An 11,884-nucleotide genomic window follows, 5' to 3' on the forward strand; every position below is an offset into this window, starting at 1 on the left:
CCGGATGATCGGCGCCGGTCAATTGCTCGCGCTGGAACAGCCGCTGTCGGAGGACGAGGCGGGCTTGCACACGCGCACGCGGCCCGTCTTGGAGAGGACGACGCGCCGCGTCTGCTCCCTCGACGGATCATCGGCAAGGTCGTTGCGCGCGATGGCCACGGAAAGGCTCGTGGGAGCGGAGTCCTTCGTCACGGGATAGCCCGACCCGTTGAACAGGATGTAGGGGCTGCGGCCCGCAGCGGTGTTGTTGCCGCTCATCGAAAAATACGATGCCAGTGCCGGCTGCGTGGAGACCACCAGGTCCTTGGCGGCATTGAAGCCATCCGACCCGTCGATGTCCACGTACACGACCCATCCCCCTGCCCAGGAGCTGCCATCCGCAGGAACCACTGCCGCGCGCAGGTTGCGTTTCATGGCTTCCGTCCTGGCCGCATTGATGCTGGCGAGCAGGCCGTTGGCAGCCGATGTGAGCTCCGAATTGCGTTGGATGCTCCTGAATCCCGGCACGCAGATGCGGAGCAGCACGACCACCACGGCCAGCGTCACCATGAGTTCGACCAGCGTGAAGCCCCGAAGCACCGCGGACGCCAGGGGGCGGCACCGCCGCTCGCGCGGACTCGTTCTCATGGCCAGCACAGCCTGAAGTTCGTGCTGCTGGCGGTGCCGGTGCATGCCTGGCCCCCCGTGCTCGTCATGGACAGGCTTCCAACGGCCGGGTCGGCCTTGACCGGCGTGGCCACGACCTTCACACATTCCGCCAGGGTAAGCGTGCTGTTGCAGGTCGTGGCGGAAAGCTGGTAGCTGGCGGTGTTCGGGTTGTCTCCCGCATACGTCTTGAAAGGCACCGCGAAGGTCGATGCGATGCCGCAGGCAGTGTTGGCCGTGGCCGTCGCGGTGCCCGAATCGTTGCTGAACCCGAGGTAGCAATTGCGCTGCGTCAGGAACCGCTCCTGCTGCTGCATGAGTTCGGCCAACGCAGCGCGCGCCTGCGCCCTCCGGCCCTTGCGGACGGACTCGGAATACGACGGATAGGCCACCGCCGCGAGGATGCCGACGACCGCCACGGCGACCATCAGCTCCACCAGAGTGAAACCCTGCACGGACCGGCGCTTCGTCATGGCGTGGTCGCTTTCTTGCGGAGTTCCCGGTAGTTGTAGATCTGCCGCCAGCTCAGCCGGCCGACGACTTCCTGGACCGGGGTGCTCTTGCCTTCCGCGGCACCGGTCGATCCGACCTGCAGGCTGCGCTTCAAGACCGTGCGCACGGCCTGCCCGGAGCTGTCGTATCGGGTCACGGACGAACTGGCGGGGTCATCGAGGACGACGAAGTTCCCCAGCAGGCCCACCTTGGACTCCGCCGTCGAGCCCCTGCCGAGGGGGACGTCCACGATGTACTGGCGCCCGGAGCCGGGCGTGGCACTGCACGCTCCGCCGGCGCTCGAATCGCCCGGAATGATCGTGCTGAACATCACCGACTCTCCCCCGAGATCGTTGAAACCGCTGACGGATCGCTCGCCGGACGTCGGAAGGTCCAGGTACCAGCCGGCCCGCTGGGTCGTGTCCCCGGCGCTCAGGGGCCGGCCCCACGTGAAACCGCCGACACGGACGGTTTTCGCCGCCGTGTCCACCGTGCCCGCGATCATGCGGTCACGTCCGGACACGGCGGCCGCCGGCGCAGCAGAGTCCATCGTGGGCGTGCCGTCGTCGTAGAGGGCATACACGCTCTGCGGTCGGGTGGATGTCCGGTCGGGCCTCTCGAGGTACTTGCCGGTGCCGATCAGGACGTAGAAGGTCTCCCTGCCGTTCACGACAGGGCCCGTCAAGAGCCGCGGCGCCGATGTGATCGGCTGCGCATGGCCGGAAGCGTCGGCGGCGATGAAGAAGGGATAGGGAATTCCGCCCGCGCTGAAGCTGCTCAGGCTGGCCACGTTCCACTGGGCGGTGGTCTTATAGCCATACGACGGGCAGGACGTGGCGGCGTTCCCCGCACTGGCGCACGTGAAATCCAGTTTCCACACCTTGCCGTGCAGATCGCCGGCATAGAGGTGGGTGACCTCCCCGCCCGGTGCGTAGAGCGGCGTGAAATTCACCATCCCCGTCGCCATGGTGGCCGCCAACGCCCGATCCACCGGGAAGGTCAGCTTGAAGTAATTGCTCCCCTCGATCCAGGGGCTCTCCCTGGTCTTGTCCAGCGCGAGCAGGAAGAGCGCCGGGCGGCCGCTGCCTCCGCCACTGTCGAACGTGCTGGAGTAATTGTCGGCTCCACTCGCCACGGCGGTGAACCAGCGGTAGGTGTCGGCACCCGTGCGGAACTTCAGAATCTGCGGACGTCCGACCACGAACCCCATGTCCGGATCGTCGTTCCCCGTGAACTCCCACATGGCGTTGCTGGCAGTGAAGCTTTCGGGTTCGGAGACATCGAGCGCGAAAACGCCCCGCCCACCCGCGCCGGTTCCGGAAACGAGCACCGTCTTCCAGTCCGTCCGGCTCCCGGCGCCGGCAGTGAAAGCCACCTGCGCCTCCCCCACGGCCGAAGGGGCATCCACGTAGGCCTGATGGTTCGCTGGATATCCGGGCGAAGTCAGGGCAGAGAGCTTGGGGCCCATCCAGCTGGGGATGTAGGCGAAGAGTTCGTCGCCGGCGGTGATTCCTTTCGCCGTATTCGTCTGGGCAGCGAAGGCATGCAGCATGCCGTCGTTCGCTCCGGCAAACACCACGGGCGCGCGTTTTCCATTCCTGGCCATGAACAGGCCGTAGCTGTTCCCGCCGAATGCCGTCGTGGGCGGCCCGGAAAAAGTGACGCCTGAATTCACGATGTCGCCCAGCAATTCCTTGCGGACCCGGAACCGTGCGCCGGTTCCCTCGTCGGTGCGTACCCCGCGCAGATAGTTCAGGCGGTCCGGTCCCAGCGAATCCACCGGTGCGCTCGGAGAGGCCCTGCTCAACGACACCTGCATCGGCTTGCCGTTCAGCTCGCTCCAGGTGAATCCGGTCGCGGCCTGGCTGCTCCCATGGCCCGCGAAAATCCTGCGGTCTGCGGCTTTCTTGATTCTCAAGCGCGCGGCAGCGCTCCATACCGCGCTCGTCGGTACCGACAGGCCCGCTGACTCCCCCGCTCCCCACCGGGTGACCTGCTCTGCGATGACGTCTCCCGTCCATGCGCCGACATCGAACTTCGCGGAGTAGAGGACATTGCCTGCACTGGCCTGCACGCTGGAGGCGGCGGCGCTGCCTGCAATGCTCCGCGCGCTGCCCACCGTGGCCTGGAACATGTCCCGGAACGCCCCGAGAACGCCACGGGCGTCGCTCTGCAGATAATACGTGGAGGCCTCTCCCGGAGCGCTTTCCTTCTGCCAGACGTCGTTGTCATCGGAGTCTGTCGCCTGGTCCCGGAAAGGATTGCCGTAGGAATTGTAGGGATCGGTCAGCCCTGTCGACGACGTAGCGGTTGAATTGAACCCGCCATATTTCGCAGCCATGAAGAACTGATTGGCGTAACGCCTTTTTTTTGCGTCGTTCTGCACGGCGAATTCGTTCACGTCGAAAACGAAGGTCTTCACCCGCAGTCCGGGGCGCTGCTTCGCGGGCGCAGCAGTCCATTGGGCTCCCCGTATATCGTGGGTATGGGCCCAGTAGGCATATCCCATGATCTGGCTCCTCAGGGTGGAGGAGGGAACGCCCGAATTGGCGGCATTCGGATTGGCCGTCCTGCGCTCCACGCCCTGGCCGTCGACATAGGCCATGGTCTGCTTCTTCTCGAATGCCTGGACCACCTGGTGCCAGGTCCTGAAATTCGTCGCGTTGTTGGCAGGATCATCGGCTGGCGGGATATTCCTCCAATTGCCGTCGTGCGTATTGACGTCCCCGATCACGACGATATTGCTGCTCATGCAGGCGTAGTTCTCGGAAGGCAGGCGCGCGCCGCCATAGGGGTCGATCTGGGTCCAGTCGGTATAGACGGGATATCCGTCGTAGAACTCGTTGGCCGGCGTGGGCGTACCCAGGCCGGAGATCGCATCCGGGGTGGGCGGAAGGCCCTGCATGTAACGCAGCGATTGGTAATACAGCTCGCCCACGGGATCGAATTTCTTGTACCGTCCCGGCACCGGCCCGGTCCGTCCGAACTGATTCAGATAATTGACGACCCCGCTGACACCGAACACCGCGTCGGATTCGGGATTTTTCTTGAAGACACCGGTATCGGCATCCCACTCGGCCCTGGCATTCGGGGCGGCCTCCTCGCGCCCCAGCGCATCGAAGTTTTTCTGGCCCACATACTTCATCGGCGCGCGCAGCACCCCGCCGTAGCGGCCACCGGCTTCACTGGCCGTCTGGTCCATGAGGTAGCCGAATGCCGCCAGCCGCAGCTGATCTGAGTAGTTCTGGACGACGCCCACGGGCTTGTAGAAGCCGCTCGGATACTGCATGCACAGGTCGAAATCGCGCACATCCTGCAGCAGATCCTCCGATTTATTGCACACCTGCACCCGCGAATAGAAGAAGCCGTCGGAATTGATCGAAGGCGTGGGCGCGGGGGGCTTCCAGCCCTTCTGGTAGGACCGCGTGTAGCAGTTCCTGCTGGAACCTGCCGGTGGCGGATCACCCATGATGTCGGAGCTGCAATGGATACCGTTGGAGGCGTTCAATACCATCCAGGCATCCCCATCCGGCACACCGAACCAGACCTCCCGTACGCCCGAGAATTCGCACATGTCGTCTTCCGCGCTGCAGAGCACCGTGTCTGGTGGACGTTTGGAGTTCACCGTGCTGACGGGGCCGTTGCTGATCGCGGGCCCGCCCAGGCTGTAGCCACCCGTATCCCTGCACGACCCTGCGGCAGAAGGCCCTGCACGGAAATAGATGCGATTGAGCGTATTGGCCACCCAGATGTCGTCTGATCCCGCATCGGCCTTCATGGAATCAGGTACCGCCCCCCAGTAGCTTCCTGCGCCACCGCCGTTCCGGGCGAGGCGTTTGGCCGGAAAGTTCGTCGAATTCCACATGCAGATGGGATCTCCATTGGGGAGAACGGCACGCTGGAGAACGGTCAAGGTGGGCGTGTCGATATACCGGTCTCCTCCGGACAATGCCAGCCGCAGCATGTCCACGGCGGAATTGCTGGCCCAGTTCAGGAAGTTTCCGCTGAAGGCGTCATTGCATTTTCGCGACGTGGCCTTTCCTATGGGATCGAATCGCTTGTAATCGGCGACCGTCTTCCCGGATTCCACCGTCTCACGCGGCGCATCGTTATAGCGATAACAACTTTCGGAATCGTAGTATCCGAGGTACTGCCGGGTATTGGCGTACGAGTCATCGGTATCGGTCTTCGGCTGATCCACATACTGGGCGCCCACGGTCGGAAACTCCACCGACAAGGCGAGAGCAATGGCGGGCTTGTCCTTGACTCCCATCGCGTAGAGCGGATCACTCGACAGGTTGATCGGTGGCGTGGCGACGGGCGCCCCCGCCCCGGCGGCGGGAGACCACATGCCTGCCGCCAGCAACCCTGCCAGGATGGCGAGCGCGGCAAGGAATGGTTTGCCGACGTCCCCCAACAGGCCCGGGGAGGATCGGAAAGACGGAAGCCGAGAGTTCATGGGGGCCTCAGTTTCGGTAGACGATCTGCAGGACGCTCTGGGTGCTGGAACTGGGGCCGAACCCCATCGCGGTCACCCGGTACACGTACTTGCGGTCCTTGGGCGCCGTGGTCCGTGCGCCGTCGGGGTCCGGCACCAGCTCGATCACATAGCGTGGCGGCGCGGACGGCTGGATGCCTGTCTGTCCGGAGGGGAAGGAACGTCCCGTGAACGTGCCGAAACCCACCGACGAGGGATTTCCGGACGAAGAGGCGAGGTCCACCGTCAGCCAGTCCGGGGCGAGCCCGGGCACGGAATAGCACAGCCCCCTGTTTTTGGTGTCCAACGAGTTGCCGCAACCCGGCAGGAATTTGGACACGTCCGTGCTGCCGCGCTGGAAGATGCCGCCCCTTCCGGCAGCAGAGCCTGCCGGCTCACCCAGGATGTCCAGTTCCGCATCGATCAACGCAGCCTCCGCGGACTGCCACGCCAGCTGCAGGTCCCGATCATTGCGCGTGGAGCGCTCGCCCATCATCGAGATCCGTATGCCTGCAACACCGAGGATGGACACCACCACCAGGATCAGCAGGACGGTGATCAGCGACATACCGGCCTGCGCGTCGCGGTCGGGTGGCGGCAGGGATGCTGGGGGATGTAACGGCGGACGGCGCATTATCCGGGCTCCTGCTGGCTGTTGCGCAAATGCACGGTGAAGGTGATGGAATGCCGCAACCGGCCGTCGCCCGGGGGAGCGAAGACCGAGCCGGGATCGTTGGCGGCATCCGCGAACATGCTTCCCGCCGCCCCGCCGCTCGATCCCTGGGTGGTCCCCAACGGATAGAAGGTCGGCGCCGTACGGTCCACCGCCGAGTTCGGCGCACCCCGCAGGACCATGCCGATGCGGATGCTGCGCACCCGGCGCCAGTTGGCAGCGGACACCAGCGGGTCGGCCACCGTGATCTGGTCGGCGCGCAAGAAGCGGTTCTGCACGCCCTCCTCCGTCGCATCGGAAGGCATGGCGGAGTTGCCGGCCCCGATGCCGTCCACGCCGTAGAGCACCTGGAAATCCTCGACACCGGAGATCAGCGGGCCGGTATCGACCGCTCCGGTCGCGGGATTCCAGCGGGTGCACATCAGGGCCGGCTCGCCATCGTTGCTCACGTCCACATGCAGCACGCTCGCCACGCGGTCATAGCGATCCTTGGCGCTGGGGCCCGGCGCATTGCCGGAGCAGTCGATCATCGCGCCGTCGGCCTGGGTGGCGTCGGTGTTCGACGTGGCCGGCTGAAACCGCAACACCAGCACGTCGCTGCCATAACCCAGCGAGCCGGCCGTGCGGGACATGCTGGCCTCGTACCACTTGTCCGAGCTCGACCGCGCCTTGTTATTGAAGCCATAAACAAAAGTATTGGGTGCCGCATCGGGGTCGAGTCCGCTGACCTTCGCGGTCCTGCCGTAGGCGGCCTGGAACAGGTCGCGGTAGCCCGTCTGCACGCCCAGGCGCTGGACGATGTCCTCGACGAAGCGGGCGTTGTCGCGCAACTGGGAGGCGGCATCGACGTTGACGAACCCCTGCCGGGCCACGACCAGCGCGGCGCTGGCGGCCAGAACGACCAGCAGGCTGATGGCCACGGACACCATGAGCTCCACCAGCGTCAGGCCACGCTGCGCGGGCCGCCCGCGAGAACCACCGACCGCTGCGCGCTTCATCGCGTCGGGGCCCCCAGCGGATTGCCGCCCGTGACGGGAAAGACGACATAGGGATAGCTGGCACGCTCCACGCCGGCGGTGGCGCTGCTGCCGTCCGGCGTGCGGCGGAGGGACCGGCGGCTCCATCCGACCTTGATCACCGCGATCTCGTCGATGCCCGGGGTGCCCGGTGTGCATTTCCATTGCGGCAGGCCCCGGGCGTCGTAAGGCGCGCTGTCGAAGCAGATCACCACCCTGGCACCGGGCAGCGCGGCGTCCAGCCGGGTGAGCCAGTCGGTCAGCTCGGAACGCGCCACGGCGGTTCCGTCCGGGCAGGCGGCAGACGACGAGACATCCAGGCAGTAGTTCGCCGTCGGCGGAGCGAGCGGACTGCTCAGATCGACGAGATAGGGGTTCAGGCCGGGATCCGGCTTGATCGCGGTCTGGTTGTTGCCCCGCATCATCTCGGACATCTCCCGCGCCAGGTTGGCCGCCTGGGCCTGCAGGCGTGCCTCCCGGGTCGATTGCAGCGCAAGGGCCTGGACACCGACCAGCCCGAGTACGCCGAACGACAGCAGCACGATCGAAACCAGCACTTCGACCAAGGTGAAGCCGGAGGCCCGGGCCACACCGCGCCGCCTCGAAACCGGCGGGCATGGGAGCGACATGCGCAACAACTTGTTAGCAAGCATGTCCAGATGTTAAAGCTCAACAGTGGAATGCGAACATGCCGTTGCGAAAGCTCAACAGTGGAATGTCACTATTTTTTTGGCAGAAAACCTTGACAGAACACTCATTTTATGAAAAGCAATGCTGCCGGCAGTTTGGCGAAAAGTTTTTACCGATCGCGCCACGCGGACATGGTCGGCATGGCCACCCCGGCGCCGCGGGTGCGCTGGCGACCGGCGCCCTCGCCACGGCGCAGGATGAGAAGAGCTGTGTGGCCTGCGGTACGCTGAAGGAGGCGTTCAGACGCGACGAGTGGGACAGAGTGCTGCCGTTGCCGGATGTCTGAAGGGATGCAGGACCGCCGATCAGATGAAGTCCGAGCGGCCCCGCACTTCGGCCACGGTACGGATGTCCTCGCCCACGAGGTCCAACGACCGAACGTGCAGATCGACACTGTCCGACAGTGCCTCCAGAGGGCCGAAACGGGCAATACCCCGCCCGCATCCCAGCAGCCTGGGCGCCTGGTAGAGCAGCACCTCGTCCACAGCCCCTGCCTGCACCAGCGCTCCGTTCAGCTCTCCACCCGCCTCTACGTGCAATTCGTTGGCACCTCTCTGTGCGAGGTTGCGCAGCATGGCGTGCACATCCACGCGGTAGCCGGACGGATCCGGCAAATGGACCACGGTGGCCCCTTGCGCCTTCAAAGCTGTCTCCCGCTCAGGATCCGGCCGTGCCGCATAGATCACCACGGCCCGGTCGCGCACCTGGAACAAAGATGCATCCGCCGGCGTGCGCAGCTGGCTATCCACGATCGCCAGCCATGGCTGGCGCAGCGTATCCACCCACCGTACGTCCATGCGGGGGTCGTCCGCAAGGATGGTGCCGATACCCGTCAGCACCGCGCATGCGCGTGCCCTCCATGCATGGACATCCCTTCGCGCCGCTTCTGCTGTGATCCACTGGCTAGCGCCATTCGGCAGCGCAGTCACGCCATCCAGCGACGACGCCACCTTCAGCCGCACCCACGGCACGCCCCGGACCATCCTGCTGAGGAAGCCGAGATTCAGAGTCTTCGAAGCCTGAGCGCCCGGGCCGACTTCCACGTCGATGCCGGCCGCACGCAGGCGCGCAAAACCCCTTCCTGCAATCAGCGGGTTGGGGTCGGCCATGGAAGCCACGACCTTCGAGATACCGGCCTGCGCGAGCGCTTCGCAGCATGGACCGGTCCGTCCATGATGCGAACAAGGCTCCAGGGTGACGTAAGCCACGGCGCCCTGTGTGGAGTGGCCGCGGTGCCTGGCATCCTGGAGCGCCATGATTTCAGCATGTGCTTCTCCCGCCCGCTGGGTGCTGCCCATCCCCAGAATACGTCCGTCAACGCTGGCGATCACGCAACCGACGCGGGGATTCGGAGAGGTACGAAACAGTCCTTCCTCAGCTTTCTGAAGCGCCAACTGCATCAATTCCTGCGGGCTGAACGAATCGGGCATCAAACTTCCTCATGGGCCCCGGTGGGAGCGTCTCCCCGCACCCTGGAGAACCTGGGCGGTTGAACGGTTGAACGGATGGCACGAACGGTCAGGAGCGGGAACCTCCAAACGCGCAAATTTTCGTAACATCCTGGGGATGAACCGTCGAATCATCGCAGGTCCGCTGCAGCGATTGCGCAGAGGGCACGCCTTCCCGGAAGAGCAGGGATTCTCGCTGGTCGAGGTCCTGGTTTCCATCGTGGTGCTTTCCTTCGGCATGCTGGGTGTGGTGGGCCTGCAGGCCTATTCCATCCAGGCCAATCGCGACGCCCGCGTGCAGGCCCAGGCAGCCAACCTGGCAAGGGAGCTGGCCGAAATGATACGGGGCAACAAAGTGGTGGGAGCCAAGACCACTACCGCCGATAACCCCTATCTGGGAGATTTTTCGGGGTCCATGTCATCTGCACCTTCCGAATACTGCCTCGCTGTCAGTAACGCCTCTACGGGGTGCAGCACTGCCAAGGCGGTGGCATCGGCAGAAATGACGGAATGGTTGGCTCGCGTACGGGCCGAACTGCCGGGCGCACGTGTGGTGGTGTGCTTCGACAACGCGCCCTACGACAGCAATGGCAAAGGCGAGTGGGATTGCCCCACCGCGGCCTCTAACGGCATCGCGGTAATCAAGATGGGGTGGACGCGCAACTCCACCAACCGCGTCGCGACAGGACAGGGCGTGCTCGAAATGGCTACCGGTGATGGCTCCGCCCCCGCTCTCATTTTTCCCGTGACGAGCGGCAATTCGCAAGGCGACACATGATGTCTTCCACACTCCAGAACAAAAAGGCGTCAGGCTGGCCTGCGCAGCGCCGATCGCGCCGTCGGCATCATCTCGGCCTGACCCTGGTTGAGTTGATGGTGGCCATGGCGATCAGTACTTTCGTGGTGCTGGCTGCGATCACTGCCTTGATCATTGCCCGGCAGGGCTTCACGAGCGTGGACGCAGAATCCCAGTTGCGTGAAAACGCACGGTTCGTGACGGAGGTGCTCCAGCGCATTGGCGTACAGGTGGGTTTCCTCGACGTGCAGTACGCTGCCACACCCGTCCCGCCCAGTACCGACAGCCTGGCGGCAGATCCCCCCCCGAATGTATTCGGCCTCAACAACAGCTCCCGCGGCACGAGCGATGCCTGGAATGCCGGCAGCGCCCGTTCGAGTGGGACCCTGGGGTACGGCAGCGACATCCTGGTCATGCGCTTCCAGGTCGCCGAAGCGCCCTGGAGAACGGCATCCGGCCCGACGTCGGATGGCGCGGTCATCGATTGTTCTGGAAACACCATCACTGCGCTGCCGGCTGACAGATATGACCGCATGGTGAGCATTCTCCACGTGATCACCAGCGACGACGGGGAGCCTGCCCTGGCTTGTTCTCGGACCGATGCTTCCGGCACCCTAGGAGAACCTCAACCGCTCATCAGCGGGGTGGAGAACTTCCAGGTGCTCTACGGCGTGGACGGCATCGGGCCAGGCAATACAGCGGCCCCCGCAGCGTCGGCCGTCGACACGGTTCCGGAGCGCTATCTCAGGGCAGACCAATTGACCGTAAGCGGCAACACCGCCGCCACCAACGCGAACTGGCGGCAGGTTCGCAGCATCCGGGTAGGGATGGTATTGCGCGGCCCCGTGGGATCTGCAGTGGACAACAGCAGCCGGACTCTGTACCCATTGGGCGGTGCGGCGGCCGGGGCTTCCGCTGCCGCGGGCTCCGCATTCGTATCGACCAACGACCCGGGAACTGCATTTTCTGCGCCCCAGGATGGCCGACTGCGCCAGGCGGTGACTTTCACCATTCACCTGCGCAATGCCCAAGTGGAGAAACGATGAAATACCGCACCCCACAGTCTGGCGCGTCTCTCATCATCGTGATGCTGCTGTTGATCGTCGTCTCTGTCCTCGGCGTGGGAGGCATCCAGATCGCGATGATGTCGGAGAAGGCGACCCGCAGCGACCGGGACAAGCAGATTGCCTGGCAGGCGACGGAAGCCGTGCTCCTGGACGCGGAATACGATATTTTGGGCGTGACTACCGGATCCGCCACCCGGCGGAACGCGATATTCAAACTGAAAGCCACCGATATTTCCAAATTCGTTGCCGGCTGCGGTACCTCGGGAACGTCCAAGGGGCTCTGTGCCTACGACCCTTCGGTGAAACCGGGTTGGCTGACCGTCGATTTCGACGCCACTGGCGACAGTGCCGCGACGACGGAGTTCGGCAGCTTCACGGGGCGCACTTTTCCATCGGGCAGCGCTGGCATTCAACCGGCCAAAGCGCCACGCTACGTCATTGAACCCATTCCCGACCCGTACTACGCAGCCACGGAAGGTCCGGAAAAGTCCAGGTACATATACCGGATCACCGCCATGGGTTTCGGCCCCAACGCCGACACGCAAACCGTGCTGCAGATGATCTACAGAAATTGAACCCA

11 protein-coding genes are annotated in these 11,884 nt (G+C 64.5%); 4 read left to right on the forward strand and 7 right to left on the reverse strand.

Annotation, left to right across the window (positions count from 1 at the left end):
• Positions 1–18 precede the first annotated feature (18 nt).
• The 6 genes from Q9R47_RS20205 to pilV (Q9R47_RS20230) all read right to left on the reverse strand — a co-directional run bounded on the left by Q9R47_RS20205 (position 19) and on the right by pilV (Q9R47_RS20230) (position 7,956).
• Complete coding sequence (locus tag Q9R47_RS20205; protein ID WP_311234905.1) at positions 19–627, reverse strand: GspH/FimT family protein; 609 nt, start codon at positions 625–627, stop codon at positions 19–21.
• Positions 624–1,118: a type IV pilin protein gene (locus tag Q9R47_RS20210; protein ID WP_311234906.1), complete on the reverse strand. Its 495-nt coding sequence runs from the start codon at positions 1,116–1,118 to the stop codon at positions 624–626. The genes Q9R47_RS20205 and Q9R47_RS20210 overlap by 4 nt, the downstream gene beginning before the upstream one ends.
• Entirely contained in the window at positions 1,115–5,596 is a 4,482-nt protein-coding gene (locus Q9R47_RS20215; protein WP_311234907.1) for a PilC/PilY family type IV pilus protein, read from the reverse strand. Before Q9R47_RS20215 ends, Q9R47_RS20210 begins: the two co-directional genes overlap by 4 nt.
• 7 nt (positions 5,597–5,603) lie before the next feature.
• Positions 5,604–6,182 (reverse strand): PilX N-terminal domain-containing pilus assembly protein, encoded by a 579-nt coding sequence (locus Q9R47_RS20220; RefSeq protein ID WP_311234908.1) that lies wholly within the window; start codon positions 6,180–6,182, stop codon positions 5,604–5,606.
• Between the two features lie 65 nt (positions 6,183–6,247).
• The gene (locus Q9R47_RS20225; protein ID WP_311234909.1) at positions 6,248–7,285 is read right to left on the reverse strand and encodes a PilW family protein; all 1,038 of its coding nucleotides are present in this window, start codon (positions 7,283–7,285) and stop codon (positions 6,248–6,250) included.
• Positions 7,282–7,956 (reverse strand): type IV pilus modification protein PilV, encoded by a 675-nt coding sequence (pilV, locus tag Q9R47_RS20230; RefSeq protein ID WP_311234910.1) that lies wholly within the window; start codon positions 7,954–7,956, stop codon positions 7,282–7,284. Before pilV (Q9R47_RS20230) ends, Q9R47_RS20225 begins: the two co-directional genes overlap by 4 nt.
• 35 nt (positions 7,957–7,991) lie before the next feature.
• Here pilV (Q9R47_RS20230) and Q9R47_RS20235 point away from each other — a divergent pair, with 35 nt between their 5' ends.
• Positions 7,992–8,279 carry a hypothetical protein gene (locus Q9R47_RS20235; RefSeq protein ID WP_311234911.1) on the forward strand — a complete coding sequence of 96 codons (288 nt, stop codon included), beginning with the start codon at positions 7,992–7,994 and terminating at the stop codon, positions 8,277–8,279.
• Between the two features lie 19 nt (positions 8,280–8,298).
• Here Q9R47_RS20235 and ribD read toward each other — a convergent pair whose 3' ends face one another.
• Entirely contained in the window at positions 8,299–9,423 is a 1,125-nt protein-coding gene (gene ribD / locus Q9R47_RS20240; protein ID WP_311234912.1) for a bifunctional diaminohydroxyphosphoribosylaminopyrimidine deaminase/5-amino-6-(5-phosphoribosylamino)uracil reductase RibD, read from the reverse strand.
• 136 nt (positions 9,424–9,559) lie between these two features.
• Between ribD and pilV (Q9R47_RS20245) the strand changes: the two genes are divergently transcribed.
• Genes pilV (Q9R47_RS20245) through Q9R47_RS20255 form a run of 3 tightly spaced genes read left to right on the forward strand, consistent with a single transcriptional unit; the run spans position 9,560 to position 11,879 of the window.
• Positions 9,560–10,219, forward strand: a complete 660-nt coding sequence (gene pilV, locus Q9R47_RS20245) for a type IV pilus modification protein PilV (protein ID WP_311234913.1) — start codon at positions 9,560–9,562, stop codon at positions 10,217–10,219.
• Positions 10,219–11,283 carry a PilW family protein gene (locus Q9R47_RS20250; RefSeq protein ID WP_311234914.1) on the forward strand — a complete coding sequence of 355 codons (1,065 nt, stop codon included), beginning with the start codon at positions 10,219–10,221 and terminating at the stop codon, positions 11,281–11,283. The genes pilV (Q9R47_RS20245) and Q9R47_RS20250 overlap by 1 nt, the downstream gene beginning before the upstream one ends.
• Positions 11,280–11,879 carry a PilX N-terminal domain-containing pilus assembly protein gene (locus Q9R47_RS20255; protein ID WP_311234915.1) on the forward strand — a complete coding sequence of 200 codons (600 nt, stop codon included), beginning with the start codon at positions 11,280–11,282 and terminating at the stop codon, positions 11,877–11,879. The genes Q9R47_RS20250 and Q9R47_RS20255 overlap by 4 nt, the downstream gene beginning before the upstream one ends.
• Positions 11,880–11,884 lie beyond the last annotated feature (5 nt).

The organism is Acidovorax sp. PRC11 (genome assembly GCF_031844105.1).
Classification (GTDB): Bacteria; Pseudomonadota; Gammaproteobacteria; order Burkholderiales; family Burkholderiaceae_C; genus Paracidovorax.

Bases quoted from the DNA above. Each gene is read 5' to 3' on its own strand.
- Q9R47_RS20255 (WP_311234915.1), top strand. From the start codon at position 11,280: ATGAAATACCGCACCCCACAGTCTGGCGCGTCTCTCATCATCGTGATG.
- Q9R47_RS20250 (WP_311234914.1), top strand. From the start codon at position 10,219: ATGTCTTCCACACTCCAGAACAAAAAGGCGTCAGGCTGGCCTGCGCAG.
- Q9R47_RS20225 (WP_311234909.1), bottom strand. From the start codon at position 7,285: ATGAAGCGCGCAGCGGTCGGTGGTTCTCGCGGGCGGCCCGCGCAGCGT.
- pilV (WP_311234913.1), top strand. From the start codon at position 9,560: ATGAACCGTCGAATCATCGCAGGTCCGCTGCAGCGATTGCGCAGAGGG.
- Q9R47_RS20215 (WP_311234907.1), bottom strand. From the start codon at position 5,596: ATGAACTCTCGGCTTCCGTCTTTCCGATCCTCCCCGGGCCTGTTGGGG.
- ribD (WP_311234912.1), bottom strand. From the start codon at position 9,423: ATGCCCGATTCGTTCAGCCCGCAGGAATTGATGCAGTTGGCGCTTCAG.
- Q9R47_RS20210 (WP_311234906.1), bottom strand. From the start codon at position 1,118: ATGACGAAGCGCCGGTCCGTGCAGGGTTTCACTCTGGTGGAGCTGATG.
- Q9R47_RS20205 (WP_311234905.1), bottom strand. From the start codon at position 627: ATGAGAACGAGTCCGCGCGAGCGGCGGTGCCGCCCCCTGGCGTCCGCG.
- pilV (WP_311234910.1), bottom strand. From the start codon at position 7,956: ATGCTTGCTAACAAGTTGTTGCGCATGTCGCTCCCATGCCCGCCGGTT.
- Q9R47_RS20220 (WP_311234908.1), bottom strand. From the start codon at position 6,182: ATGTCGCTGATCACCGTCCTGCTGATCCTGGTGGTGGTGTCCATCCTC.
- Q9R47_RS20235 (WP_311234911.1), top strand. From the start codon at position 7,992: ATGCCGTTGCGAAAGCTCAACAGTGGAATGTCACTATTTTTTTGGCAG.